This is a genomic window from Pseudomonas sp. LB3P81 (assembly GCF_054897965.1).
The window spans coordinates 553,050-579,192 of record NZ_JBUBVG010000001.1 but is presented as its reverse complement, the minus strand read 5'-3'; the positions used below and the strand labels follow the sequence as shown (position 1 = coordinate 579,192).

The following is a 26,143-nucleotide window of genomic DNA, read 5'->3' as shown; positions in this document are numbered from 1 at the left end:
CTTTTTTGAGGGGCAAACAAAAACGGCGTGCGCCAGGCACCCTCGATAGAGGGGCCTGGCGGACGCCGTTGTCCGGAAAGTGCAGCACGCCGCCATTGGTGTGCTGCTTGAGTCTGTAAGACAGCAGCTGCAAAGGGCTTGCCAAGTTTATGTCCGAGTTTTTTTATGCGATAAAAACCAGTCGGAACAAAGGCTTGAAGTGGTTTTGTGATGTCTTCTAAAAAATATCGAAGGGCGGCGTAGAGCGGGAGGGGGCGAAGCACTGATCGTTTGTTGGGCAGCTTGGGTGCGAGGTGAACTAAAACAGGTCTCCTCTGCACCGTTGCGAAATCGAATGGCGATAAACCTCAGTCCAGATCCCGGCGGATAGAGTCCAGACGTTCGTCGAGCAATGGGGTGAGGAGGGCATAGCACTCCGCCGGGGTGATGGACACTGTCGTTGTGCCGATCAGGCAGCGTTGTAGCCGTTCGAGAGCGTTGTGCAGCGAGCGGGGGGCGTGCCTGAGCAAGCGCTCGTGCAGGTACTGCAATTGAACAAGCATTTCCAATGGGCAACGCTGATGGCCTGCGGCGCGTACCGACAAGCCGCGCAGTCGCCCCAGGTCTTCAAGTTCCCAGCAGCGTTCGGCGATGCTCGGGGGCTGCAGATTGAGCGCACAGCGCTGCAGTTCGAGGTGCTGGATGGCGCCGAGCAGGTCTTGCAGCAACCGGCAATGGCCATCGAAATCCTCTGGATCGCGGCGTAGCGCATTCCAGTTCTGGCACTGTGCGGAGTAGGGCCACTCTCTCCAGCGTTGATCGAGCGACTGACCCAGTGCCTGGCATCGCTGTTGTGCCTCGCGGGTGGTCTGTCCGCCGAGACCACGATGCTGCTGCAGACCTTGCAACAAATCGAGGCCCAGCAAGAGAGCCTGTCTTAGTCCTGCATCATTCTTTGGCAGACGGATTTGTCGGGATTGCCCACCCTCGAGTGTGGCGGCGAGTTTCAGGTTCATGGGCGGCTTCCGACGGTGAGCTGGTTGAGATAACGGGTCAGATCATGCAGCGCATGGGTCTGCGAGCTTTGCTCCTGTACCGCGCCATTGACCTGTTGCAATTGTTCACTGAGGGCATGATTGGCTTGCTGGTGCTCGCTAAGCGCCTGTTGCATGGCGCCGAGGTGTTGCAGATTGATCTGGCTTTGTTGAGCCAGTTCGTCGAGGTTGGTGGCGAGGTGTTCGCTCTGCTGGCTGCCGGCCTCAAGCAGGTCGCGGTGTTCTTTGACCTCGCCATCCACTTGGCGCACTGCCATGGCGATCGCCGTCGCGGCTGTGGTGATTTCGTCGGTAGCCCGGTCGGTGGCCTGAGCCAGGCTACGGACCTCCTCGGCGACCACGGCGAAACCGCGACCGTGCTCGCCGGCGCGGGCAGCCTCGATGGAGGCGTTGAGTGCCAGTAACTGGGTCTGCCTGGCCAGTGCCTGGATGCTATTGACGGTGCTTTCCACTGCGGTAGTGCGCTGTAGCAACGCTTCCACGGCCTGCGCGGTATTGCCCAGACTGTGCTGGATGTCGCGCATGTTGCCACCCACTGAGCGCGCCTCCAGACAACCGGCTTCGCTCTGGGCATGGGCGTTGGCGAAGGCCGCCAGCGCACCTTGGGCCAAGGAATCGATGCTGTGCAGGGTCTGATCGATCTGCTCGCTGGCGGCCGCGATCATGGCGATCCGTTGGCTTTGCTCCTCACCTTGGTCGCTGGCCTGCTGGGCCATTTGCTCCAGCGCACGGCTGGCGAACTGGACTTCGCTGCGCATGCGTTCGCTGTTGCGCAGTTGCATGCTTGCGGCCACCAGTAGCGTCGCCGGGTCGGCATCCCGGGAACTGCGTAGCAGTTGTGCAAGTTCGGTGTCCCAGAATGTCTGTAGATGGCGTTGATGACGCTCGCGAAGGTGCCAGGCGCACCCCAGGTAGAGGACGCCAGGTATCAGGGGCAGTGCGCTTGCGGGCTGTTCGGCCAGTGCAAGACCGCAGGCGCCGAGGGCCAATCCGAGTGGTAACCAGAGGCCGATCCTGCTGCGTTCGAGCAGGGCCATGCCAGGTTCGAACAACGCCCTGAGTGCAATGCCAGCGGGGCGTGACTTGCCAACACCACTGTGCGGAGTCGCGATGGCATGACCCGTGGGGAGCATTCCTTGAGCAGACATGAGGATTTCCTTTTATGCCGGGGTGAAAGCAAAAACGGCGCACGCCCACCTTCCACAATGTGAAGGGGAGCGGACGCCGTTGCCCGTGATGTTTGGGAACCATCGTCGTTGATGGTTCAAGCCTGATCAGGTCTAAGCAAGTTGTTTGCCAGGGCCCAAAAAGATCGCAGCCTTCGGCAGCTCCTTGGGTTGGTGTGCCGCTTCTACTCCACGGGCTTTGCAGGTTGCGAAAGCAGAAAAGGCGATCAACGCACCAGTCTCGGGAGTTGTTGGGCTGCAGTGCTCCGTTCTGGTTCGGGTCAACCAAGGTCGGGGTTCTACCACTCTTCATCGCAGCAGGTCTCGCAGGAAAGCAGAACACGCCGCTGCATTTTCTGCCGGCCAACTCACCACGACTACGCCTTTTGAATGCGGCACTTCGATTCGGATCGTGGCAGGAAGGGCCTGATGCATCGGCACCGGCGGCGATGTCTTGACCGGGATGAAGGCGGTTTGCAGCGCCAGAGTTTTCTGTGCATGCACCCGAATCCATTTATGGACGAGGTTGGCGTTGAGGTTGTGGGTCAACGCGACATTGGCGATCTAGATGTCAGGCTGCGCGCATTCGGCGATGACCTGGGCCTTGAAGGACTTTGAATAGGAACGGCGTTCTTGTGGCATAGGCGTCCGCTTAAATAGGCTAAAAATGGTGTCCACTTAAATTTAGGTGGACACCATCGCCTCAAGCGACGGTGTCAGGAAGGTGTGTTGCCCGGACGGTTACAATAAGACTGACGTCGCAATGGGTGAACAGAAGGAGTTCATGCTGATGGGGGCTGCTGGACTTGCCCCTACAAAACCGGACACCAACTCCCTGTTAAATTGATGCGGCCGCCAAGCGCCTGAACTCCCTCGGTGAGCGATAGTTCAAGGCGCTGTGCGGATGCTGCTCGTTGTAGTGTTCGAAGGCAATTGCCAGGTTACGCAGCGCCGTTTCTCGATCCGGCTTGGGCATGTGCGCCACGTAGTCACGTAGTCACGCTTGATCTTCTTCACGAAGCTCTCGGCCATGCCGTTGCTCTGCGGGCTGCGAACTGGGGTGGTCACCGGTTGCAAGCCGATCTGCCGAGCAAACAGGCGCGTCTGTTCGGCGGTATACGCCGAGCCGTTGTCGCTTAGCCATTGCACCGGCGTTGTCGGCAGTTGGTCACCAAAACGCTTCTCAACGCTTTCCAGCATCAAGTCGCGGATATCATCGCCGCTGTACCCGGTCGGGCTGGCGACCCAACCGATGGCTTCGCGATCACAGCAGTCCAGGGCGAAGGTCACGCTCAATTTGGCGCCGTCCTCGCAGCGGAACTCAAAGCCGTCCGAGCACCAACGCGTATCACTGGTTTGCACCGCAATACGGCCTTCGTGCCGACGTGGCACACCGGGCTGTTTGAGTCGGCGCTCAAGCAACAGATTGTGATCGCGCATGACCCGGTAAACCCGCTTCACGTTGATCGCCGGCAGCGACTGGGTTTCACGTGCACGACGCAGTAATCCCCAGACACGACGATAGCCATAGCTGGGCAACTCGCTGACCTGCTGTTGGATTTTGATCACCAGATCAGCATCGTTCACGGGCCTGCTTCGCCGTACCTTGGGCACGACCGAGTGTTTGATTCGAACCGTTAATTGCGAGCGCGCCACACCGAGACATTCGCTGACCAGCTTCACTGGTCGTCCCCCGGCAACAAGGGTGAGTGCGCAATCCATTTTCGCGACCGGGCAATCTCCACGGCCTCTTTGAGGATTTCTGCTTCCATTGTTTTCTTGCCCAGCATCCGTTGCAGTTCACGGATCTGCTTGAGCGCATCGCTCAGTTCCGAGGCAGGCACCACGGCTTCACCGGCACTGACCGCCGACAGGCTGCCGTCCTGATACAGCTTGCGCCACAGGAATAGCTGGTTGGCATTGATGCCGTTGCGCCGAGCCACCACCGAAACGCTTTGTCCTGGCTCAAGACTCTCGCGAACCATGGCCAGTTTCTGCTCTGGGCTCCAGCGGCGACGCCGCTCCTGGCCCAAAAGCTCCCCACTCTTATCGTTGCTGTTAGTCATAAACATAACCGTTTGCCTATCCCTTATCGTAAGGGGGAAACGGTGTCCTGTCTTTCATGGGGCTCGTTCAGCGCTTGGCGCAGCAGACATGTGACACGGCAGCTTTTGTGCGACTGGTTGAAGAGGCTGTCGGTAGTTTCAAGAGATATCCTGGGTTCGATCCTACCGTGCGGCTGCACGCGTCAGGGATCGGCACTGAGAGCATCAGGGTGTTGCGTGATGTTCTGAAACGTCGTGATATCTATGCAGGCCCAACTGCAGGCTACGTCGAGCTCAGGTCTCGTCTGAATATGCATTTGCGCGACCAGTTGCAATTGCACCTTATGAAGGTTGGTTTGGCCACTGATGAAATGAAAGCGGATCAGCTAGGTCGAGATCTAGGGCTGTAGGAAGTTTCGTGTTGGTGTGTTAGGTCGCGCTCCATCTGTCTTAATTCCTCTTCTGCTCTGTCCTACAGAGAGGTTGGCCAATTGATGAAGACCGACTGGCACGAGAGTTTGCGGGTCGCAAGGCTTACGCAGTGCCAAGCCCAGAACGTTAGAAGGGACGCACTTGGGCCGTAGAAACCATTCCAGTCGGCGATGTTGCGAAGGCGGATTCAGTAGCCGATTCGTTAGATCTCCAGCCTGATCCAGAAATCACTTTCAGGGCTCTGAATTTAGGAAACTTCGTCCACAGCGTTCGGTACCATTGCGCGTAGGGTGAGTTGGAAACCTGATGCCTATTCAAGTCAGGACTGCTGTCGTTCCACCACACAGGGCCTCGCTCTCCGAGTGCTGCCTTGGCAGCTTGAACACGCGTCCTGGCCGCGTTTAACTGCTCAGGTTTGCCAGATTCGCTGCCTTCACATCACTTCCCGCTGCCATGAGATCGTTGACCAACAGCTGCCGCACATCCTCACTGAGCGATGGGTTGGTGCAACGCCACAGCTGCCAGTTGACTACAAAGTAGTGACCGTCAGGAGTCGTTGGATTCATTTCAGATGCTCTCATCCTGAATGAGCGCCCCCCAAAGCAAAAGATATGGTCATCATGCTTGTAACCAAAAAGAAAATAAGTCACTAATTGTCCACTTCTATGGCAGACGGTGAGCGGTAAATCATGGGTCAAACAGTCACTAATTCGGCACCGACTCGCGGCCCGGCCGACCACGATGTACGCACTCAGATCGTCGCCGCCGCCACCGAGCACTTCAGTCATTATGGTTACGAGAAGACGACCGTCTCCGATCTCGCTCGATCAATCGGTTTCTCCAAGGCCTACATCTACAAGTTTTTCGAATCCAAGCAGGCGATTGGCGAGATGATTTGTGCCAATTGCCTGAGCCAAATCGAGGCCGAGGTGAGGGCAGCGGTCAACGAAGCCGATCACCCACCGGAGAAGCTACGGCGGCTGTTCCAGGCGATAGTCGAGGCGAGCCTTCGCCTTTTCTCACAGGATCGCAAGCTCTACGAGATTGCCACTTCAGCAGCGTCCGAGCGCTGGGGGGTGACGATCGATTATGAAGAGCGCATCCGCGAATTGCTTCAAAACGTTCTGCAGGAAGGTCGCCAAAGCGGAGACTTCGAGCGCAAGACACCTCTGGATGAAACCGTCATGTCGATTTATCTGGTCATTCGGCCATACCTTAACCCGCTGCTCCTGCAGCACGGCTTCGATTACATCGATGAGGCGCCCAGTAAATTGTCCAGTCTGGTGCTGCGCAGCCTTTCGTCGTAATTATAATGCGATAGTGACTATTGACTAAATTAGTCACTAGATACAAGGTGAGCGTCCCGATCCTTTTTTGTATGGGACTCTCATGCGCCTGCGCCGCTTTGTATTACCTATTGTCATTTGCCTGTTTCCACTTGCGTTGGTCGCTTGCGGCGAGACAGTGCCAACCGATCCACGCACCAAATCGCCGTCGGTGCGTGTCGCGATCGCTCAAGCGGCAACACGAACGCCACGCACTTTCACCGGCATCGTAGCGGCTCGTGTTCAAAGTGACCTGGGCTTTCGAGTCTCCGGCAAAGTGCTGGAACGCCTGGTTGATACGGGGCAAACCGTGAAGCGCGGCCAAATCCTCATGCGCATCGACCCAGTCGATTTGAAACTGGTCGCACATGCGCAACGCGAGGCTGTTGCAGCTGCGCAAGCGCGAGCGCGGCAAACAGGTCAGGACGAGGCCCGTTACCGTGTGCTGCGTGGAACGGGCGCAATATCAGCTTCGACCTACGACCAATTCAAGGCTGCGGCGGATTCTTCCAGGGCTCAGCTCAGCGCGGCTCAGGCTCAGGCGCAAGTGGCCTTTAACGCCATCCAATATGCAGAATTGCGTGCGGACGCGGACGGCATCGTCATGGACACGCTGGTCGAACCAGGTCAGGTCGTGAATGCGGGACAGGTGGTGGTGCGCGTAGCGCATGCTGGGCCGCGAGAAGCGCTGATCCAATTGCCGGAAACCCTGCGACCTACAATCGGTTCGATTGCTCAGGCCTCGCTGTACGGCAAAGAAGGCCCCAGTGTGGCTGCGAAGTTGCGGCAGTTATCGGATGTTGCAGACAGCCTGACTAGAACGTTCGAAGCGCGCTACGTGCTGGACGGCGAGCAGGCAATTGCTCCTCTGGGCACCACCATCACATTGCAAATTTCAGATGAATTTTCTTCCACCCAGGCAGGAGGTGTGCAGGTACCAATAAGCGCTCTGTACGACTCCGGCGACGGCCCGGGAGTATGGCTCATAAGGGGAGAGCCGACGCAAGTTCGCTGGCAGCCAGTTGTGGTTCAACAACTTAATGATGAACTCGCGCGAATCTCCGGTGAGTTAAAGCCAGGTCAGCAGATCGTCGCGCTCGGCGCCCACCTGCTACAGGAAGGCCAGCAAGTTCGAGTGACGGGGCAAAGCAACGTCGCGACTATCGAAGGGGTTCGTCGATGAGTGAGCGTCGCTTCAACCTGTCGGCACTCGCGGTACGCGAGCGCTCCGTCACACTGTTCTTGGTGTGCCTGATCTCTCTGGTCGGGCTCGTTGCATTCTTCAAGCTGGGGAGGGCGGAAGACCCGGCGTTCACGGTGAAGGTGATGACTATCGTCACTGCCTGGCCCGGGGCAACTGCGCAGGAAATGCAGGATCAGGTGGCGGAAAAAATCGAAAAGCGTCTCCAGGAGCTGCGCTGGTACGACCGCAGTGAAACCTACACGCGCCCCGGCCTCGCCTTTACGACCTTGACGCTGCTCGACAGCACGCCGCCATCGCAGGTGCAGGAAGAGTTCTACCAGGCGCGCAAGAAGGTCAGCGATGAAGCGAAGGCACTTCCGGCAGGCGTGATCGGGCCGAAGGTCAACGACGAATACTCGGATGTCACGTTTGCCCTGTTCGCGCTCAAGGCCAGAGGAGAGCCGCAGCGGTTGCTGGTACGTGATGCGGAGAAACTGCGTCAGCGCTTGCTGCACGTAGCGGGGGTGAAGAAGGTCAATATTATCGGCGAGCAACCCGAGCGCATTTATGTCGAATTTTCGCATGAGCGTTTGGCGACGCTGGGTATCGGCCCGCAAGAAGTGTTCGCCGCGCTTAACGGACAGAATGTTCTGACTCCCGCCGGCTCCGTGGAAACCCAAGGGCCCCAGGTGTTCATTCGTCTGGATGGTGCGTTTGATGAAATGTCGAAAATCCGTGACACCCCTATCATCGCGCAAGGCGTTACGCTGAAGTTGTCGGACATCGCCACCGTCAAGCGTGGCTATGAAGACCCGGCCACCTTCATGATCCGTAATGGTGGTGAGCCCGCGCTGTTGCTGGGCATTGTCATGCGCGATGGTTGGAACGGTTTGGATCTGGGCAAGGCACTGGACACCGAGGTAGAGGGGATCAACGCAGAGATGCCGCTGGGAATGAGCCTGACCAAGGTGACGGATCAAGCAGTCAACATCAACTCAGCGGTTGATGAGTTCATGATCAAGTTCTTCGTTGCGTTATTGGTGGTGATGCTAGTGAGCTTTGTTAGCATGGGCTGGCGCGTCGGCGTGGTGGTCGCAGCGGCCGTGCCGCTGACTTTAGCGATGGTCTTCGTGGTGATGGCGGCGACTGGCAAAAATTTTGACCGTATCACCCTGGGCTCGCTTATTTTGGCGCTGGGCTTGCTGGTGGATGACGCCATCATCGCGATCGAAATGATGGTTGTGAAAATGGAGGAGGGCTACAGCCGCATCGCTGCTTCTGCTTACGCCTGGAGCCATACTGCCGCTCCGATGTTATCAGGCACGCTGGTCACTGCTGTCGGTTTTATGCCAAATGGTTTCGCCCGCTCTACGGCAGGCGAATACACCAGCAACATGTTTTGGATCGTTGGTGTCGCTTTAATCGCGTCGTGGCTAGTTGCCGTGGTGTTTACACCCTACATTGGCGTCAAGCTGCTACCCGATATCAAACAGGTCGCAGGTGCTCATGACGCGATGTACGCTACGCCGCGATACAACCGCTTTCGCCTGTTACTGCAAAGGGTCATAGAGCATAAGTGGCTGGTCGCGAGTGCTGTAGTAAGTCTTTTCGTGGCGGCCATACTCGGAATGGGATTGGTCAAGAAGCAGTTTTTCCCAGTCTCCGACCGCCCTGAAGTGCTCTTAGAAGTTCAGATGCCTTACGGCACATCGATCACCCAAACCAGCGCCGCCACTGCAGAAGTGGAAGCCTGGCTGGCAGAGCAGAAAGAAGCCCGGATCGTTACAGCGTACATCGGTCAGGGCGCGCCACGTTTTTACATGGCGATGGGGCCGGAGCTACCTGACCCGTCATTCGCCAAGATCGTGATTCGTACGGAAAACGAGCAAGAGCGCGAGGCGTTGAAGCATCGGTTGCGGGAGGCGATTTCCGAGGGCTTGGCTCCACAGGCACGGGTGCGAGTCACGCAACTTGTGTTCGGCCCTTATTCGCCATTCCCTGTTGCATACCGGATTACTGGGCCAAATCCGGCTAAGTTGCGCGAGATTGCCGCTGAGGTGCAGCAAGTCATGGTTGCCAGCCCGATGATGCGCACAGTCAATAGCGACTGGGGGGCGCGCGCACCTGCTCTGCACTTCACCTTGCAGCAGGATCGCTTGCAAGCCTTTGGACTCACCTCCAGCGCGGTAGGGCAACAATTGCAATTCCTGTTGAGCGGCGTGCCGGTGACCGCCGTGCGAGAGGACATCCGCACGGTGCAAGTGGTGGCCCGCTCGGCAGGTGGCAATCGCTTCGATCCGGCAATGGTCATGAACTTCACGCTGGCTGGTGCAAACGGGCAACGCATCCCGCTTTCGCAACTCGGCGAGGTTGATGTCCGCATGGAAGAGCCAGTCATGCGTCGGCGCGACCGGGTGCCAACGATCACTGTGCGTGGCGATATCGCCGAAGGTCTGCAGCCGCCAGACGTATCAACGAGGATTTCCGAACAGTTACAGCCTGTCATTGAGAAACTGCCGAAGGGCTATCGCATCGACCAAGCGGGTTCGATCGAGGAGTCCGGTAAAGCGACGGTAGCGATGTTGCCGCTTTTTCCAATTATGCTGGCGATCACCCTGATAATTCTCGTTCTGCAGGTTCGTTCGATATCTGCCATGGTCATGGTCTTCTTGACCAGTCCGTTAGGGCTGATCGGTGTAGTACCGATGCTGATTCTTTTTCAGCAGCCATTCGGCATTAACGCATTGGTTGGCCTGATTGCGCTGTCTGGCATCCTCATGCGCAATACGCTGATTTTAATTGGGCAGATTCATCACAACGAGCGGGCGGGACTTGATCCGTTTCATGCAGTGGTCGAGGCGACCGTACAGCGTGCCCGGCCGGTGACCCTGACCGCACTGGCGGCGATTCTGGCCTTTATCCCGCTGACTCATTCGGTGTTCTGGGGAACGCTTGCCTACACGCTGATCGGAGGAACGTTGGCAGGAACAGTGCTGACTCTGGTGTTTCTGCCAGCCATGTACTCCATCTGGTTTAGGATCAAGCTCGACAGCAGCCGCGCGCTTATAGCGCAGCCCGCATAAACCGGAAGGTGCGGCGGGTCGATCCCGCCGCACTGACTTTGACCCTATAGCGAAACTCCAGCGGTAACGGCACGATCTCTTCGACGACTTGCTGATGGGCACCTGAAACCGGTTCAAATCTGGGCTGCCGTCGTTCCACTACACCGGGCCTCACTCCCCGAGCGCCACCTCCGCTCTTTCGCGCGCCCTGGCCAACTTCAGCTGCCCAAGATCGTCAGAGGCTTTCGCTGCCTCTACCTCACGACACGCGGCTATGTGTACATCGAAGAGGCGCTGCCGCGCATCTACATTCAGCGAGGGGTTGGTGGAGCGCCACAGCTGCCCTTTGACTACAAAGTAGCGACCGTCAGGTGTCGTCGGATACATCTCGGAAACGCCTTGTTATTCCAAGTGCCGTGGCTTAGCTCGTATTAGACCGCAACTGGCACCACCAGAACGGTTCTCAGGTGGCAGCGCTTGGGGCGTCTCACAGAGGCATCTTCGGGTATTCGCCTTGGCACTTAAAAGGCTGTTAGCGCCAAACAGATGATTCAGTGATGTGCTTAGCAGCTAAGGCTATACAAGACCGACAAACGAAAGAATAACTAGGACGATCACAACGGCCCCGACGATGTAGATAATATTGTTCATGAAAACCACCTCTCTATCTCAACAGGATTGCGACACTAATGTGTCTAATACAAATGACACCTCGCTCTCAGTTCCGTTCCGCGAGCCCAGTCTCAGAGGTGGCGCCATCGCACTAATGTTCCCTATTCGCGATTATTCAAACATTCTCTTGTCGCCACTTCATGCACATCGTTGTTTTGGTGTACTGTTAGGAGACTAATTACATAGAGATTGGCCATGTCTAAGCTTGCAGAATTTCGTCAGCTAGAAAAACACCTCGCCGAGCAACTCCAAGCGCTTGAAGCCTTGAAGGGCGATGCTGGCCTGAAGAAAGAAATAGAATTTGAATCGAAGCTGCGCGCTTTGCTCGCCGAGTACGGTTACAGCCTACCGAACGTGATCAACCTGCTTGATCCGAAGTCTGGTCGTCGCGCACCAGCAGCCGAGTCCAAGACCGGCACTCGTAAACCACGCCAAGTAAAGATTTATAAAAATCCGCACACCGGCGAAGTCGTCGAAACCAAAGGCGGCAATCACAAAACGCTGAAGGAGTGGAAAGCAGAGCACGGTTCCGCCACTGTCGAATCCTGGCTGACCCAGTGATTTCGGTTTGAGTACAAAGGGGCCCTCCGAGGGCCTCCTGTATCTCATTTGAGAGAGGCGGTTGTTCTTCTCGGCGCAGAGATCAAGCATCTCCTGGGTCTCTTGAGCAACGGCTAGTTGGCGCTACAATCTGTGCGTTTCTGGCCAAAAGAGGGCCACAGGAGCCTCACTGCTGGCCAACGCTTCCAGGTAAAGACCCACCCTGACTGCCCCTGCGCAATATCAATACCGCCACCTCATAAACAAGGACGGTTTTTCCCTCCGTCGTAGCGACGTCAATTTTAAACACAACCCACCCCCGTTCATGGTTTTCCGCGTGGATGAGTGATCGAACGACTTGAATTGAGAGCTTGAGAGTGTCTCCAGGTACAACTGGAGCAACCATCCTAAAACCATCGATCTTCCCACCCGCCACGACATTTGTTTGAAGCAGTAAGGCATCACACATCAACCGCTGCGAGATACCGAAGGTTTGTACCCCGCTGGCACAGTGCACCCCAAGCGGACTCGAACGGGCAAGGTCAGGATCTATATGTATATCGAGAGGATCGTACTCGGCAGCAAAGGCGATAATTTGTTCCGTTGTGATAGGAACAGATTGCTTGGCTGTCCAAATTCTACCTAGGGTGAAGTCTTCCCAAAACAGCTCTTTCTCTGCCACGGTATCTCCTCGATTTTGCAGCGTTGAACTCGCGACACTGCCGCTCAAAACTTAGCTGTGCGTTTCTCCACAAATGCTCGCATCCCTTCTTTCTGGTCAGGCATTGTGTTGATCGCATTCAGCGCGTCTGGGCGGTTAAGTGTGATCAAGCCAACCCCTTCGACTTGATCAACTATTAGGAACTGGTAGTTCGCAGGCAGATTCTTTGAGCAAAAAAAGATCTGCGAGGCGCAGCAGGAAGCTTATAGCCAGTCAACGCTGCTCTATGAGAGGAGTTCGATAGCAATCGCGGTCGCCTCGCCACCACCAATGCACACAGAAGCGATGCCACGCTTTAGCGTGTTCTGCCTCAAAGCATTTACCAACGTAACAACAACACGTGCGCCTGACGCGCCAATCGGGTGCCCCAAAGCGCATGCCCCACCGTGGACATTTAATTGCTCATGTCCGACGTTCAAGTCTCGGATAACAACCATGGGAACCACTGCAAAGGCTTCATTGATCTCAAAGAGGTCAACATCCTTTATTGACCAGTTGGTTCGCTCGAGCAAGCGTTTAATCGCACCGACTGGAGCGGTGGCAAAGAGGCCGGGAGCGTGCGCGTAGGATGCATGACCTGCTATCCGGGCCAACGGTGTAAGGCCTCTACGCTCGGCTTCAGACAAGCGCATCAGCACGAGGGCAGCCGAGCCATCCGAAATAGAACTGGAGTTCGCCGCAGTCACCGTCCCGCCTTCGCGAAACGCAGGTTTCAACGTAGGGATTTTGTCGATCCGGGCCTTACCCGGCTGTTCATCGCTTTCAATCGAAACCGTCTCACGGCCAGACGAAGCCAGCACAGGGACAATTTCGTCCTGGAAACGCCCTTCGGTGATTGCCTTCTGAGCTCGGGTCAACGAGCTGATCGCAAACTCATCCTGCTGGCCTCGAGTGAATCCATAACTCTGAGCACAGTCTTCGGCGTATGTACCCATGAGCCGGCCTTTCTCGTAGGCATCTTCCAACCCATCGAGAAACATATGATCAATGATCTTGCTGTGGCCCATGCGATAGCCTGAGCGAGCTCGCTCCAACAGGTAGGGAGCGTTTGACATGCTTTCCATGCCTCCAGCAACCACCACCTCCGCGCTCCCGGCATGGAGAAGGTCGTGGCCGAACATCAGCGCTTTCATGCCAGAGCCGCACATCTTGTTGACTGTTGAGCACACCACGTGCTCCGGAAGATTCGCCAACAGGGCAGCTTGGCGAGCCGGAGCCTGGCCTTGCCCAGCCTGTAGCACGCATCCCATGATGACCTCGCCAATGTCACTGGGCTGCAGGCTGGCTCGTTCCACGGCGGCACGAATTGCAACCGCACCCAGTTGCGCAGCGGTGACTTCCTTGAAATTCCCAAGAAAGCCTCCTAACGGAGTTCGGGCAGCACTGACAATGACGATAGGGTCGGTATGGCTCATAACTGAATCCTCTGTTTCATGTTGGGGGGCTTGTGCCCGATCACAAACTTTTAGCTCGATCTATTTCGCGGCCATTCTCAAAGCACCATCTAAACGAATCACCTCACCATTAAGCATGGAGTTTTCGATGATGTGCGCTGCCAACGCCGCGTACTCGGACGGCCGTCCCAGCCGTGGAGGGAACGGCACATTGGCTGCCAATGATGCCTGCACGTCCTGAGGCATACCCGCCATCATCGGGGTCTCAAATATTCCGGGTGCGATGCACATAACGCGGATGCCTGAACGAGCTAAGTCGCGTGCCAATGGTAGTGTCATGGCAGCGACTCCACCTTTGGACGCTGCGTAAGCGGCTTGGCCTGTCTGACCGTCAAAAGCTGCGACAGAGGCCGTATTTATGACTACGCCGCGTTCACCTTCTACATTGGGCTCTCCTCCCGCCATAGCTTCAGCAGCAAGGCGAACCATGTTGAAGCTACCGATCAAATTGATTTCGATAGTTCGGCGAAAACTTTCAAGCCCATGTGCGCCATTACGACCTAAAACCCGTTCGGCTGGTGCAACACCTGCGCAGTTGATCACCCCATGCAACGCGCCAAAGACGCCAATTGCTGAGGCAATTGCTGTACGGCAATCAATCTCACTGGTGATGTCGGCTCGCACGAAAATCGCACGTTTTCCAAGCTCATCAGCGCGAGCTACACCAGCGGCTTCGTTTACATCGACCAGCACCACGTTTGCACCCCGGCCCACTAATTCGCGTGCCGAAGCCAGCCCGAGTCCAGAACCTGCGCCAGTAATTAGGAAGACTGAGTTTTCGATGCGCATGATGTTTCCTCACAAATTGGCAGTACCGCATACGCGGTTACTTGACATATAAAAGGCCCAAAGGCCAGATCGCTGCCGGCCGCTGGTTTACTTCAGGTGTAAGCCACGCCGGAGATTCTTAAGCGGATAGTGTCGATGGTCAGTGGCCTCGACAATGCTCAAACGCCTCAGCTTATTTGAATGCTTTGGACAATTGAGGCTAGGGATCGAGGGCTGGAAGGAGGGGTTGCAAATGGGCACCCTGATAACAAAACCTTCGGGTTAACATGCAATGCTGGGAGCAGGAACCTAGATGAAATTTAGGCTCGTCAGGTTGCTCGAATCAGAACTGCCGAAGAGATTTGAAGTTCAGCATCAAGTCAGAAATCAGCTGCGGAGAGGAATAAGCGTGCTCATCCAGGACAAGGGAACTACTTCAATTGGATTGGTGCATGAAGCCCTTGATGGCGCATTGCGGCGCCAACTGGACACATCCATCGCATTGCAGCAAGCACGTATTGACCCGGAACTCCTCACTTCTCCCCAGGCCAGGGTTTCGGCTGCTGCATTTTCTCGCCTGTGGGTCGCTCTTTCAGATCTACTCGACGATGAGTTTTTCGGAATCGATAGCCATCCAATGCGAAGAGGTAGCTTCCGATTGATGTGCCAGTCTTCGATTGACTGCGAGTCGTTAGGGCAAGCGCTGCGACGGATTCTGAATTTTCTACGCCTCGTATTGGATGATATTCACGGTGAACTGAGGCTTGAAGACGACTCCGCCGTCATTGTTATCCATGACAAAGGAATTGAGCGCCGCCTCTTTAGCTACGGAACATGGCTGATCTTGGTGCATGGATTGCTCTGCTGGCTGGGTAACAGACGCATTCCGATAAAGGAACTCTGCTTTAGACCGAATCGACCGCTCGACGATAGCGACTATCGGATGCGCTTTTGTGAAGAAATTCAGTTTGGCGCTCCAGTTACGATGATTCGTTTTGACCGCATTTTTCTAAGCCTGAAGGTCGTTCAAAACAAGGCGAGCCTATCGACGTTCTTGAAAGAGTCGCCTGCTAATCTGCTGGTAAAATACCGTAATGAGGACAGCATCAGCGCCCAGATCCGAATGAGATTGAGAGACCTGAATCCGGAGGAATGGCCAGAGCTAGATAAGGTGGCAAAAGTGCTCGGCATGTCATATTCGACCCTTCAGCGAAGGCTCCAAGCCGAGGGGGTTAGCTATCAGCGTTTGAAAGACAATCTGCGCCGCGACATGGCGATCAACCTGCTGTGCCAGCCAAATATGACAGTAACCGAAGTAGCTGCTCTCACAGGCTTCCAAGAAAGCAGTGCGTTTCACCGCGCCTTCAAGAAGTGGACGGGAGTGAGCCCTGGCGCTTATCGCCGCTCCAATGCTGACGAACCGGGCGAAAGCTAAAAGCCTTTCTACCGGAACAAGAGAACTACTTCCCCCTCCAGATTACGTACTGAGATCTGCAGCTCGTTTCACCTACCAAAATGCTGATGTACATCTCTTCCCCAAGATCACATTGGTGGTTTCTGGCCAGCTATGGGTGTCCAAATCGGTCAAGCAGAACGATGCCGTAGGGCATAGGCCGCAGCAAGCCCAACTCCTACGATGCGACGCAGGTAGCCCAAGTGTCGCATCTCAAGCAGACCACCAAGTCTTCAACCGGTGCGTTCTCCTCCTCGATATGCCTCCAAGTCAGGGCGCCTAGCACTTCACAAACAAAAACAAGATCGAAGGAGACGCGATATGCAGCCGGTAAACATTTATGCACTCGCGGTTGAATCGAAGTTCAACCGCTTCCATGGGCTCATTCTATTTTGGTGTGTCCTCATTCTGATAATTGATGGCTATGACCTTGCTGTAGTCGGTGCAGCCCTTCCGGCGATCATGAAGGACATGAACATTGATCCAACCAGCGCCGGCATCATGGCTGGTTCTGCGCTCTTCGGAACCATGCTCGGTGCGATATTTCTTGGAACGCTAGCTGACCGTATTGGGCGTCCCAAGATGATCGCAATCTGCGTGGCCTTGTTCAGTATTTTCACTGCTGGAGCTGGTCTCACCAGTGACCCGATTAGCTTCAGCATTTCTCGCTTCATCGCGGGCCTTGGCATCGGCGGCGTACTGCCAATTTGCACCGCTCAGATGGGTGAGTTTTCTCCACTCAAACTCCGTACTCGCCTGGTGACCCTCGTTTTCGCGGGGTACTCCGTGGGCGGTATTTTGGTTGCGCTAACTGGCAAGCAACTCATTGAGAGTCATGGATGGCAGTGGGTGTTTTACGTAGCGCTGCTGCCAGTGGTTCTGATTCCTATGATCCTAAAGACTATGCCTGAGTCCATAGGCTACCTGCTTAAAACCGGACGTCAGGATGAGCTACGGGCTATTGCTCGCAAGATAGACCCTACTCTCATTATCGACGAAAACACTTTGATGACCGGAAACGCCACAGTATTGGAAAAGCAGGAAGCCCCTGTTCGTAACTTGTTCAAGGATGGTCGAGGCTTTAGCACCGTAATGATTTGGGCAGCGTTCATGACCGGCCTCTTCATGGTGTACGCCCTTAACTCTTGGTTGACCAAGCTTATGGCGATGGCTGGGTTCAGTCTTGGCTCCGCGTTGAACTTTGTGATTGTTTTCAATGTGGGGGCCATCGTCGGTGCAATTGGTGGAGGATGGTTGAGCGACAAGCTAAACATCAAACATGTACTGGTCTGCTTTTATATCGTAGGAGCAATTGCTCTAACAATTTTGGGCTATACGCGTTCAACCACTTTGCTATTTCCTGTGGTGTTCATTGTCGGGGCATCGACTCTTGGTACCCAGCTGTTGGCATATGCGTACGCTGGGGATTTCTACCCGTCATCGATTCGTTCAACCGGCGTGGGTTTCGCGTCTGGTGTGGGAAGAATTGGCGCTATTGTCGCACCTGTTCTCATTGGCTGGTTGGTGTCACTAAACCTTCCGCTTGAGAAGAACTTCATGGCCATTAGCCTTGCTGGCCTTATTGGCGCTGTCGCAGTCACCATGATCAATCAGTCCCGCGCAGACTCGACTCAAGTTAGAAAGGCCCCAGCCCTATCTAGTTAATACCATGATGCATCCGCCTGTAGCTGAATCCGTGGACTCGAAGGCATGAAAATGAATCGCTTATCCAAACCGCCAATATCGTCTGAACTTCTTAGCCAAACGGTTGATTGGGCGATAGCTTCACGACGCAGCATTCGGGCTTTTTTGCCCACTCCTGTGCCACGCGAAGAAATTGAATCGATCCTTGATGTCGCTCGATTCTGCGCAACGGGAGTGAACATGCAGCCTTGGCGCGTCCACGTTGTCACTGGAGAAGCAAAGGCTCATCTTTCACGCGCGATCGCGGAAATTGATAACAACCCGTCGCTTAGCAACAACCTAGAAGACGCATATGAGTATTACCCACGCGAATGGACTTCACCATACGTTGATCGGAGAAGGAAAGTCGGCTGGGAACTCTATGGTTTGCTGGGAATTGCAAAGGGTGACAAACAGCGGATGCATGCGCAACACGGTCGCAATTACCATTTCTTTGATGCACCGGTCGGCTTGATCTTCACTATTGATCGAGTGCTAAAGGAAGGGAGTCTCCTTGACTACGGAATGTTTCTGCAGGCCGTGATGGTGGCAGCTCGAGGAAGGAAGTTACACACCTGCCCACAAGCAGCCTTTCTGAAATATCACCAAGTGATTTCGGAAGCTCTTTCAATCCCCGCTGATCAGATGCTGGTTTGCGGAATGAGTCTTGGATACGCCGACGAGACCAGTATTGAGAACACCTTAGTTACTGATCGCGAGCCGGTGAGCTCTTTTTCCACTTTTCATCACAATAATAAGGAGACAACGCCATGAAGCCTGGTGCTTATGAGAATGGGCTTGATCACTGTAAGGCAAACTATTTGCCCCTGACCCCCCTTGGTTTTCTAGATCGCGCAGCACTTGTGCACCCGGATCGGATAGCTGTTGTCCATGGAGAACTTCGCAGAACCTGGAGTGAAACGCGCGAACGGTGCTATCGACTAGCCTCAGCACTTTCCGGAAAAGGCATGGGTGCGGGAGACACCATTTCAATTCTGTCTCCGAATACCCCTGCCATGCTCGAAGCCCATTTTGGGATTCCCCTCTGTGGCGCGGTACTGAATACAGTTAACTACCGCCTGGATGCTGAAGGCGTGGCATTCATACTGCGTCATGGGGAATGCAAGCTCCTCTTAGTGGATCGAGAGTTTGCAGCACTGGCTGATGCCGCGCTTGAGCTCCTCGAGCACCGTCCGTTGGTGATCGACATCAATGACCACTTGGCGCCCGTTTGCAAAAGTATTGGAGACATCGATTACGAAACCTTCATTGGCAGCGGTAGTCCAGATTTCGAAGGGGTATGGCCTAGCGATGAGTGGCAGCCGATAGCGCTCAACTACACCTCGGGTACAACTGGCGATCCAAAGGGTGTTGTCGCTAGCCATCGCGGCACTTACCTCATGAGTATGCTGCAGATGACTAACTGGCCGCTTTCCCGGGCTCCTCGTTATCTGTGGACACTACCTATGTTCCACGCTAATGGATGGTGTTTTACCTGGGCTATCACTGCGGCGGCCGGCACGCACGTGTGCCTGCGAAAAGTTTCCGCAGAGACAGTGTTTGAGTCGATAGATAACTATGGTGTCGACCACTTCTGTGCGGCGCCTATTGTTATGGCCATGATTGCGAACGCTGCAGACCGTCCTCCGCTTAAAACTCCGGTTCGAGTGCTGACTGCTGGTTCCCCACCTCCCGCCACTGTACTCAACGCCGTAGTCTCACGAGGCTTCGATGTTGACCATGTTTATGGAATTACTGAAGTTTCCGGCACCCCGATTAGCTGCGTATGGCAGGACGGTTGGGACGATTTAACACCGAGCGAGCAAGGCGCTTTCCGTGTGCGCCAAGGGGCTCGTGCAGCAGCCTTCGAAGGCCTAATGGTCGCTGACTCCGAAACTATGCAGCCAGTACCAAAAGACGGCCAAACAACTGGTGAGCTGCTACTCAAGGGCAACACCGTGATGATGGGTTATCTGAAGAATGAAAGCGCAACCCGAAAAGCCTTTGAAGGCGGATGGTTTCATACTGGTGATGTAGCAGTTGTGCACCCCAACGGTTATATTCAAATTACCGACCGTTGCAAGGATGTCATTATTTCCGGAGGGGAGAATATCTCGTCCGTAGAAATCGAAGAAACCATCCATTGTCATCCAGCTGTTTTACATGCCGCAGTCGTCGCTCAGCCTGATGACAAGTGGGGGGAAGTCCCATGCGCGTTTGTCGAACTAAAAAGTGGTATTGAGCCTCCCACCGAGGCAGAAATGATTGTGTTCTGTCAGACCCGTCTTGCTCGTTTCAAATGCCCTCGCAGAGTGATCTTTACGGAGTTGCCAAAAACCGCAACTGGGAAAATTCAGAAGTTTTTACTTCGAGAGCAAGCAGGTAGTCGCGATGCAATTGTCCGTTTAGCCTCAAATTGCTAGGGCGTGTTCACCTCGCCCATAGAGGGAGCTGAATTGTAGTGGCGATAGTTTTGCGCACAACTTTCACATGCTGATGTTGTGAGCGAGATAATGCTAAATATGTCTAGATAGAACTCCTCTAATTCATCTGAAGTCAGAAGGTGGATTATGCCGTTGGATGCGAATTGGGAACTCCCGATCAGCATACTAAATTTATACATTCATGTTGGCGAACGTCTGTGTGGGATTCATGCTTGTTGCGTTGGCTTGGAAAGTTTTTCTTGTTGCTTCTGTTGCTTACAAAAATATAAAAAACTCGGAGCGTTATAAGTGAACGTAAAGAAAATTTCTGCAACTTTGGTGTTTGGCAGCATTGCCCTAAGTGGCCAGGCGTTTGCTGACTTCCTAAGTGATAGCAAAGCTACCTTGGGAATGAGGAACTTCTACTTCAATAATGACAACCGTGATGGAACCGCTGCCCCTTCGAAAACCGAAGAGTGGGCGCAGGGTTTCATGTTGGACTTCAAATCGGGATATACCAACGGTACCGTTGGCTTTGGTGTGGATACCCTGGGGTTGCTGGGCATTACCCTGGACTCTGGCAAGGGACGACACGTCGGCAGCTCTATGATTCCATCGGACAGTGACAACCGAGCCGTCGACGAGTGGAGCCGGTTGGGGCTGACCGGAAAGGTCAAAATGTCGAAGACCGAACTACGCTACGGCACCTTGATTCCGAAACTTCCGATTCTGGTCGCCAACGATGGACGGGTGCTGCCACAAACCTTCGAGGGCGGCCAAATCACCTCGAGCGAGTTCAAGGATCTGACCCTGACGGGTGGGCGAATTGAACATGCAACTGGTCGCGGTTCAACGGATCAGACGGGGCTGGCCGCTATGGGCGGTACCCGCGAAAGCAACCAGTTCGACTTCGTCGGGGGTGACTGGAAAGTCACCAAGGATCTGACGGCTCAGTACTACTATGCCCACCTCGAGAACTACTATAACCAGCAGTTTTTTGGACTGATACACACGCTTGCGTTCTCGGACAACCAATCCCTGAAAACCGACCTGCGCTACTTCAAAACTGACTCGTCAGGTGAAAACAGCTCCGGCACATCGGGTTACAGAATCAGTGGCTACACCAAAAACGGTGATGGCGTGATCGACAACCGTCTCTGGAGCGCTGCATTGATATACACCCTTGGCGGCCATGCGATAACTGCGGGCTACCAAAGCGTTTCGGACGGTAGCAGCTTCACCCAGCTCAACCAAGGTAGCTTGGTAGATAAAGGCGCTGGAGGCAGCAGCTTGTACCTGTATACAGACCGTCTGATCCAGAGCTTCACCCGTGCAGGGGAGCGTACATCATTCGGTCAGTACGCCTATGACTTTGCCGCCCTGGGTGTCCCAGGCCTGAAAGCCTCGGTCATGTACGTCTCCGGGGACAATATCAAGACGAGATCCGGCGACAATCAGAAAGAATGGGAAAGGGATATCTTTCTGGACTACGTCTTTCAGTCGGGCGCGCTCAAAGGTGTTGGCTTCGGCTGGCGTAACGGTAAATCCAATAGCGAAGCCGCCCGTGATCAAGATCAGAACCGGGTGTTTGTAAGCTACAGCATCCCGCTTCTCTAAGGGTGCAGCATAAACGTATCGCGCTCATTTCGAGAGTTCTGAGCTGGTCAATTGGCCTCTGCGCTGACACGTCCTGTTGACGCCGGCGCCGAATTGACCCGCGAGCTGAAGCAAGACTGACTCACCTCTAAATCTGCACAAATCCCGCATTGGCAATGGTTCGAGAGGAGCAGACTGGGTCAGTGACATCTCGGCAACTGGGGCAATTCGGCATCGGTGCCAACATGCACGAAGCTGCGGGTTCTTCAGCTACTGCTCCAACATTAGTTTGTGCCAGACGATTGTGGGAGGTGGTACTGAAGGCTTGAGATTTGATTCTGGCTGGATTTTTCCGTGCTTAAGGGTAGGAAGCGAACGAGGAAATTCTGATACATCCATAGGATTGGCCCGTTCAGATGTCTCATCCGGCAACCTGCTCGTGCTGTCGATTAAGGAGAGTTTTTCGTGAATTTTATCCGTTTCATTTTCGTCATTTTGACGCGCACTCATCGTTACATACCATTTATGTTCTCGAGAACGTGTTTGGAGTTCGGTCAGACCAGCTTAATGACTACTTTGCCTTTCGATCTTCCTTGTTCGACATAGCGCAAAGCCTCGGCTGTCGATTCGAAAGGGAAGGTTGTGTCGATCACCGGTTTGATAATGCCGGACTCGACGAGAGCAGTAATTTCACCCAGTTGAGCACCGCTCGCGCGCATAAAAACGAATGCATAGCTGACTTCTTTTTTGCGCGCTTTTCTGCGGATACCGCCGCTCAACAGACGCATCACCAAACCCAATCCCCAGAACAGTTTTTGCTCTTCAGCGAATTGTGGCGTCGGCGGCCCCGAGATGGAGATGAGCTGGCCACCTGGCTTCAGTATGTTGAGCGACTTTTCCAGTTCATCCGCGCCCAAGCTGTTCAATACGACATCGTAGCCCTGCAAAACGCTTTCGTAGTTTTGCTTCTTGTAGTCGATGACAACGTCCGCCCCCAGCGCTCTAACCCATTCAACATTGTTTGTGCTGGTGGTTGTCGCAACGAAGGCGCCCAGATGCTTGGCGAGCTGGATTGCGATGGTGCCAACACCGCCGGAACCGGCGTGAATAAAGACCTTCTGCCCTTTTTGCAACCTGGCTGTTTCAACCAGCACCTGCCAGGCCGTCAGAGCGACCAGGGGGAGGGAAGCAGCTTCTTCCATACTGATATTTTTGGGTTTCAACGCGAGTGCATTTTCTTCCACCGCAATAAGCTCGGCGAAAGTGCCTATGCGCTCTTGAGGAGGGCGCGCGTAGACTTCGTCACCTGGTTTGAAGCGCCGCACAGCTGAGCCCACGCCAACCACCAGCCCAGCCAGGTCATTGCCCAGTATCAATGGGAATGAATACGGCAAGATCAGTTTGAATTCGCCTTTACTGATCTTCGAATCGAGCACGTTGACGCTTGTGGCATGCACTTTAACCAGGACGTCATGGGCACCCAATTCAGGGGCAGGCACCTCGCCAATACGTCCATTATGCTTGCCGTAACGATCGATTAAAAAAGCCTTCATATTGATTCAACTCTCATCGCTTGAAATGGGAATGACGGAGCATCCTCAGGCATCTAGGAATGCCGTCGCTTTCGCCACGAAGTCGGCATGATGTTGAAAAATTCCGCCATGCCCTGCGTCTTCGTAAATGATCAGGTGTGAATTCGGGATCCGGTTTGCCAAGTCGGTAGAGTTCATCGTGGGCACCATGATGTCGTTGTCACCGTTCGCGATCAGCGTCGGTATCTGTATGCGACTGAGATTTTGTGGGGGTTGTCTGCCCCAGGCGTGAATGGCTTTCAACTGCCGCAAAAAAGCGGTTGGCGTTGGATTTTTGTCTCGATCTTTCCTGCGCTCCTTCAGGCGATTCAGAAAATCCTTGGCGGCTCGCCGGCCATTGATCGTAGAGGTGAAGAATAGGTAGGTCTTCGGATCGCGCAACGTCAGCAAACCTTTAAGCATCAGTGGCCATGACACTGACCAGACCTTGTCGATGCCGCTACCGCCAGCAGGCCCCGTACCGGTCAGAATCAGTCTGCGCACCAGTTCAGGGGCGCTCAGAGCAATTTCCTGGGCCACGAATCCTCCGAGTGAAAAACCCAGCAGGTCGACCTTTTCGAACCCCAGCGCACGAATCACAGCAATGGCATCGTTTGCCATTTCGCTGACCGTCGCAGGGGCGGTGCCATCTGAGGCGCCGATTCCCCGATAGTCAGTGGCGATGATGCGCCTGGTGCTTGCGAGCCTATCCATGATCCGTGGGTCGAAGTTGTCCAGCACTGCGCCCCAATGGTTCAGCAGAACGAGCGGCAACTCACCTTTGGGGCCTATGTCACGGTAAGCGAACGCTGCTCCTTCGACCTTGATCCATTTGTTCGCTGCATTTACGAACTGCGTGCGCGATCCGGGATGAAGTTTTGTGTCTTGAATATTCATGTTTGCCCCGTGATGCGGGTCGAAAAGCTGCAAGTGAGACTGTGTTGCAGGCGCTTTTAAATCGAGTGCTGCGCACCAGCGCCTGCTGCACGATGATTACGCCTTGGCTTGATAGCGCTCGGCGACATCGGATTGCCTGATCTGCGACAGTAAGCCCTGGCGTGCGGCCTGCAAGGCATCCCAACGAGCGGCGTCCTGCAAGGGTGGGATCGTCACTGGCTCGCGACGATCGAAACCGACCAGCGCGGCATCGACAAGATCACCCACTTCCATGACTTCACTGAGGGTATTGATGTCGATGCCCGCTCGCTCCCAGATTTCGGTGCGAGTGGCTGCCGGCAGAACGGCTTGCACATAGACGCCTTTGGGCGACAGCTCCAGGCTCATACCTTGAGAGAGAAACAGTACAAACGCCTTGGTCGCGCCGTAGACCGTCATCCCGAACTCAGGTGCCAGACCAACAACCGAGCCTATGTTGATAATCGCGCCGTCCCCGGCTTGTGCCAGGCGTGGGGCGATGGCGCTGGCAAGCCGTACCAGTGCGGTAGTGTTGAGCGTAACCAACTGAGCAACGCTGTCGGTGGATTGTTCGATAAAGTTGCCGGATTGTGCGGCGCCTGCATTGTTCACCAGGATGCCAATACTGGCGTCGTCGCGCAGGCGAGCTTCGACCGTGGTCAGATCGCTGATTTGGGTCAGGTCAGCCTGGAGAACATCAATGGTGACGTTGTGTTGCTCACGCAGCCGCGCTGCAAGAGCATCCAGCCGCCCTTTGTCGCGGGCAACCAGTACGAGGTCGTGTCCGCGTTGTGCAAAGCGCTCGGCGTAGGTAGCGCCGATGCCAGTGGAAGCGCCGGTAATGAGAACGGTGGTAGGGATGCTCATGAATTGATCCTCAGTTTCGGATATCGATAGGCGAGTCATGCGTGGTGTCCGGAGGACGTGCGCAGACGTGATTTTCAGCCGTGACGGGTACCGGATTCAGCAAGGGTTGGGTAGTCGATGTAGCCTTCTGCACCGCCGCCATACAGGGTCGCAGGATCGAATGCCGACAAATAGGCAGCGGTTTTAAGGCGCGCCACCAAGTCCGGGTTACCTATGAAGGGACGTCCAAAGGCGATCAAGTCAGCCTTGTCATCGTTGAGTTGAGAGGTGGCCAAATTCACGTCGTAGCCATTGTTCGCGATGTAAGTGTTTTTGAAGCGTTTGCGCAAAGAACCAAAGTCGAAGGGCGCAATATCGCGCGGCCCGCCAGTCGCGCCTTCGACCACATGGAGGTACACAATGCCCAAGGCATCGAGTTGGTCGACAATGTAGTCAAACTGGGCCTGCGGTTCGCTGCTGGAGACACCATTGGCTGGCGAAACTGGCGATATACGGATGCCTGTGCGTTCTGCACCGACCTCGGCTACTACCGCCGCCGTCACTTCCAGCAGTAGGCGAGCGCGATTTTCAATCGAGCCACCGTAGGCATCGGTGCGGATGTTGGCACCGTCTTTGACGAACTGATCCAGCAAATAGCCGTTCGCACCATGGATCTCTACGCCATCGAATCCTGCAGCGATGGCATTTGCCGCCGCTTGGCGAAAATCATTAACGATCCCAGGAAGCTCGCTGATATCAAGCGCTCGCGGTTCTGAAACGTCTACGAAACTATTATTGACGAACACCTTGGTCGCAGGACGGAGAGCGGAGGGTGCTACCGGAGCCGCACCGTTCTCCTGCAGGTCAACGTGCGATACGCGTCCGACATGCCAGAGTTGCAGGAAAATTCGTCCGCCTTTTGCGTGGACGGCATCGGTGACCTTGCGCCAGCCATCAACCTGCGCCTGTGTGTAGATACCGGGCGTATCCTGGTAGCCCTGTCCCTGCTGCGAGATCTGCGAGGCTTCGGAGATCAACAGGCCTGTAGAGGCTCTCTGGCTGTAATAGGTTGCAGCGAACTCGCTCGGGACGAAGCCTTCTCCCGCACGGTTACGCGTCAGCGGAGCCATCACGATTCTGTTGGAAAGTGTCAGCGAGCCGAGCGTGTACGGCTCAAATAACGTCTTATCGTTCATATCGTTTCCATACTCGTTGATTAATGAAGGCGACATGCGCCGTGCCAGGGATTTTTCG

The 26,143-nt window shown here is 55.0% G+C and carries 20 protein-coding genes and 3 pseudogenes; 9 read left to right on the top strand and 14 right to left on the bottom strand.

The annotated features are described in order from the left end of the window. Positions 1–347: 347 nt before the first annotated feature. The 5 genes and pseudogenes from ACYZTL_RS02670 to ACYZTL_RS02650 all read right to left on the bottom strand — a co-directional run. Positions 348–995: a hypothetical protein gene (locus tag ACYZTL_RS02670; protein WP_461950462.1), complete on the bottom strand. Its 648-nt coding sequence runs from the start codon at positions 993–995 to the stop codon at positions 348–350. After that, entirely contained in the window at positions 992–1,558 is a 567-nt protein-coding gene (locus tag ACYZTL_RS02665) for a methyl-accepting chemotaxis protein (RefSeq protein WP_461954240.1), read from the bottom strand. Before ACYZTL_RS02665 ends, ACYZTL_RS02670 begins: the two co-directional genes overlap by 4 nt. A gap of 951 nt (positions 1,559–2,509) precedes the next feature. Next, on the bottom strand, positions 2,510–2,749 hold the full coding sequence (locus tag ACYZTL_RS02660; RefSeq protein WP_461950461.1) for a hypothetical protein: 240 nt from the start codon (positions 2,747–2,749) through the stop codon (positions 2,510–2,512). A 289-nt stretch (positions 2,750–3,038) separates the two neighbouring features. Then, positions 3,039–4,266 (bottom strand): annotated as a pseudogene (locus tag ACYZTL_RS02655) (IS3 family transposase). 675 nt (positions 4,267–4,941) lie between these two features. Next, positions 4,942–5,243, bottom strand: a pseudogene (locus ACYZTL_RS02650) (hypothetical protein); the annotation flags it as partial. A gap of 123 nt (positions 5,244–5,366) precedes the next feature. Here ACYZTL_RS02650 and ACYZTL_RS02645 point away from each other — a divergent pair. The 3 genes from ACYZTL_RS02645 to ACYZTL_RS02635 all read left to right on the top strand — a co-directional run bounded on the left by ACYZTL_RS02645 (position 5,367) and on the right by ACYZTL_RS02635 (position 10,268). Next, entirely contained in the window at positions 5,367–5,984 is a 618-nt protein-coding gene (locus ACYZTL_RS02645; RefSeq protein ID WP_461950460.1) for a TetR/AcrR family transcriptional regulator, read from the top strand. Positions 5,985–6,066: 82 nt separating this feature from the next. Further along, positions 6,067–7,185: an efflux RND transporter periplasmic adaptor subunit gene (locus tag ACYZTL_RS02640; RefSeq protein ID WP_461950459.1), complete on the top strand. Its 1,119-nt coding sequence runs from the start codon at positions 6,067–6,069 to the stop codon at positions 7,183–7,185. After that, complete coding sequence (locus ACYZTL_RS02635; RefSeq protein ID WP_461950458.1) at positions 7,182–10,268, top strand: efflux RND transporter permease subunit; 3,087 nt, start codon at positions 7,182–7,184, stop codon at positions 10,266–10,268. The genes ACYZTL_RS02640 and ACYZTL_RS02635 overlap by 4 nt, the downstream gene beginning before the upstream one ends. Before the next feature lie 153 nt (positions 10,269–10,421). Here ACYZTL_RS02635 and ACYZTL_RS02630 read toward each other — a convergent pair. Beyond that, a pseudogene (locus ACYZTL_RS02630) lies at positions 10,422–10,634 on the bottom strand (hypothetical protein); the annotation flags it as partial. 480 nt (positions 10,635–11,114) lie between these two features. On the opposite strand from ACYZTL_RS02630, the gene ACYZTL_RS02625 reads away from it, so the two are divergent. Further along, on the top strand, positions 11,115–11,480 hold the full coding sequence (locus ACYZTL_RS02625; RefSeq protein ID WP_461950457.1) for a histone-like nucleoid-structuring protein, MvaT/MvaU family: 366 nt from the start codon (positions 11,115–11,117) through the stop codon (positions 11,478–11,480). 166 nt (positions 11,481–11,646) lie between these two features. Here ACYZTL_RS02625 and ACYZTL_RS02620 read toward each other — a convergent pair whose 3' ends face one another. The 3 genes from ACYZTL_RS02620 to ACYZTL_RS02610 all read right to left on the bottom strand — a co-directional run bounded on the left by ACYZTL_RS02620 (position 11,647) and on the right by ACYZTL_RS02610 (position 14,423). Then, positions 11,647–12,141 (bottom strand): MaoC/PaaZ C-terminal domain-containing protein, encoded by a 495-nt coding sequence (locus tag ACYZTL_RS02620; RefSeq protein WP_461950456.1) that lies wholly within the window; start codon positions 12,139–12,141, stop codon positions 11,647–11,649. 263 nt (positions 12,142–12,404) lie between these two features. Then, entirely contained in the window at positions 12,405–13,595 is a 1,191-nt protein-coding gene (locus ACYZTL_RS02615; protein ID WP_340311687.1) for an acetyl-CoA C-acyltransferase, read from the bottom strand. 60 nt (positions 13,596–13,655) lie between these two features. Then, positions 13,656–14,423: a 3-hydroxyacyl-CoA dehydrogenase gene (locus ACYZTL_RS02610; RefSeq protein ID WP_340311689.1), complete on the bottom strand. Its 768-nt coding sequence runs from the start codon at positions 14,421–14,423 to the stop codon at positions 13,656–13,658. A 292-nt stretch (positions 14,424–14,715) separates the two neighbouring features. On the opposite strand from ACYZTL_RS02610, the gene ACYZTL_RS02605 reads away from it, so the two are divergent. The 5 genes from ACYZTL_RS02605 to ACYZTL_RS02585 all read left to right on the top strand — a co-directional run bounded on the left by ACYZTL_RS02605 (position 14,716) and on the right by ACYZTL_RS02585 (position 21,578). Next, complete coding sequence (locus ACYZTL_RS02605; protein WP_461950455.1) at positions 14,716–15,837, top strand: AraC family transcriptional regulator; 1,122 nt, start codon at positions 14,716–14,718, stop codon at positions 15,835–15,837. A 339-nt stretch (positions 15,838–16,176) separates the two neighbouring features. Next, on the top strand, positions 16,177–17,520 hold the full coding sequence (locus ACYZTL_RS02600; RefSeq protein ID WP_461950454.1) for an MFS transporter: 1,344 nt from the start codon (positions 16,177–16,179) through the stop codon (positions 17,518–17,520). A gap of 45 nt (positions 17,521–17,565) precedes the next feature. Beyond that, the gene (locus ACYZTL_RS02595; protein ID WP_461950453.1) at positions 17,566–18,312 is read left to right on the top strand and encodes a nitroreductase; all 747 of its coding nucleotides are present in this window, start codon (positions 17,566–17,568) and stop codon (positions 18,310–18,312) included. Next, positions 18,309–19,961, top strand: coding sequence for an AMP-binding protein (locus ACYZTL_RS02590; RefSeq protein ID WP_461950452.1), 1,653 nt, complete (start codon positions 18,309–18,311; stop codon positions 19,959–19,961). Before ACYZTL_RS02595 ends, ACYZTL_RS02590 begins: the two co-directional genes overlap by 4 nt. A 309-nt stretch (positions 19,962–20,270) precedes the next feature. Further along, positions 20,271–21,578, top strand: a complete 1,308-nt coding sequence (locus ACYZTL_RS02585) for an OprD family porin (RefSeq protein WP_461950451.1) — start codon at positions 20,271–20,273, stop codon at positions 21,576–21,578. A 249-nt stretch (positions 21,579–21,827) separates the two neighbouring features. Here ACYZTL_RS02585 and ACYZTL_RS02580 read toward each other — a convergent pair whose 3' ends face one another. From ACYZTL_RS02580 to ACYZTL_RS02560, 5 genes are all read right to left on the bottom strand, one after another. Then, a complete protein-coding gene (locus tag ACYZTL_RS02580) occupies positions 21,828–22,067 on the bottom strand; it encodes a hypothetical protein (protein WP_461950450.1) in 240 nt (79 codons plus the stop codon). Between the two features lie 44 nt (positions 22,068–22,111). Next, positions 22,112–23,110, bottom strand: coding sequence for an NADP-dependent oxidoreductase (locus ACYZTL_RS02575; RefSeq protein ID WP_461950449.1), 999 nt, complete (start codon positions 23,108–23,110; stop codon positions 22,112–22,114). Between the two features lie 45 nt (positions 23,111–23,155). After that, on the bottom strand, positions 23,156–24,025 hold the full coding sequence (locus ACYZTL_RS02570; RefSeq protein ID WP_461950448.1) for an alpha/beta fold hydrolase: 870 nt from the start codon (positions 24,023–24,025) through the stop codon (positions 23,156–23,158). Between the two features lie 96 nt (positions 24,026–24,121). Continuing rightward, on the bottom strand, positions 24,122–24,910 hold the full coding sequence (locus tag ACYZTL_RS02565; RefSeq protein WP_461950447.1) for an SDR family NAD(P)-dependent oxidoreductase: 789 nt from the start codon (positions 24,908–24,910) through the stop codon (positions 24,122–24,124). 74 nt (positions 24,911–24,984) lie between these two features. Then, positions 24,985–26,085, bottom strand: a complete 1,101-nt coding sequence (locus ACYZTL_RS02560; RefSeq protein WP_461950446.1) for an alkene reductase — start codon at positions 26,083–26,085, stop codon at positions 24,985–24,987. Positions 26,086–26,143: the final 58 nt, after the last annotated feature.

What these genes read in the sequence shown, in the direction of transcription:
- ACYZTL_RS02670 (WP_461950462.1), bottom strand. Translation starts at nt 995, where the DNA reads ATGAACCTGAAACTCGCCGCCACACTCGAGGGTGGGCAATCCCGACAA.
- ACYZTL_RS02665 (WP_461954240.1), bottom strand. Translation starts at nt 1,558, where the DNA reads ATGCGCGACATCCAGCACAGTCTGGGCAATACCGCGCAGGCCGTGGAA.
- ACYZTL_RS02645 (WP_461950460.1), top strand. Translation starts at nt 5,367, where the DNA reads ATGGGTCAAACAGTCACTAATTCGGCACCGACTCGCGGCCCGGCCGAC.
- ACYZTL_RS02640 (WP_461950459.1), top strand. Translation starts at nt 6,067, where the DNA reads ATGCGCCTGCGCCGCTTTGTATTACCTATTGTCATTTGCCTGTTTCCA.
- ACYZTL_RS02635 (WP_461950458.1), top strand. Translation starts at nt 7,182, where the DNA reads ATGAGTGAGCGTCGCTTCAACCTGTCGGCACTCGCGGTACGCGAGCGC.
- ACYZTL_RS02625 (WP_461950457.1), top strand. Translation starts at nt 11,115, where the DNA reads ATGTCTAAGCTTGCAGAATTTCGTCAGCTAGAAAAACACCTCGCCGAG.
- ACYZTL_RS02615 (WP_340311687.1), bottom strand. Translation starts at nt 13,595, where the DNA reads ATGAGCCATACCGACCCTATCGTCATTGTCAGTGCTGCCCGAACTCCG.
- ACYZTL_RS02610 (WP_340311689.1), bottom strand. Translation starts at nt 14,423, where the DNA reads ATGCGCATCGAAAACTCAGTCTTCCTAATTACTGGCGCAGGTTCTGGA.
- ACYZTL_RS02605 (WP_461950455.1), top strand. Translation starts at nt 14,716, where the DNA reads ATGAAATTTAGGCTCGTCAGGTTGCTCGAATCAGAACTGCCGAAGAGA.
- ACYZTL_RS02600 (WP_461950454.1), top strand. Translation starts at nt 16,177, where the DNA reads ATGCAGCCGGTAAACATTTATGCACTCGCGGTTGAATCGAAGTTCAAC.
- ACYZTL_RS02595 (WP_461950453.1), top strand. Translation starts at nt 17,566, where the DNA reads ATGAAAATGAATCGCTTATCCAAACCGCCAATATCGTCTGAACTTCTT.
- ACYZTL_RS02590 (WP_461950452.1), top strand. Translation starts at nt 18,309, where the DNA reads ATGAAGCCTGGTGCTTATGAGAATGGGCTTGATCACTGTAAGGCAAAC.
- ACYZTL_RS02580 (WP_461950450.1), bottom strand. Translation starts at nt 22,067, where the DNA reads ATGAGTGCGCGTCAAAATGACGAAAATGAAACGGATAAAATTCACGAA.
- ACYZTL_RS02575 (WP_461950449.1), bottom strand. Translation starts at nt 23,110, where the DNA reads ATGAAGGCTTTTTTAATCGATCGTTACGGCAAGCATAATGGACGTATT.
- ACYZTL_RS02570 (WP_461950448.1), bottom strand. Translation starts at nt 24,025, where the DNA reads ATGAATATTCAAGACACAAAACTTCATCCCGGATCGCGCACGCAGTTC.
- ACYZTL_RS02565 (WP_461950447.1), bottom strand. Translation starts at nt 24,910, where the DNA reads ATGAGCATCCCTACCACCGTTCTCATTACCGGCGCTTCCACTGGCATC.
- ACYZTL_RS02560 (WP_461950446.1), bottom strand. Translation starts at nt 26,085, where the DNA reads ATGAACGATAAGACGTTATTTGAGCCGTACACGCTCGGCTCGCTGACA.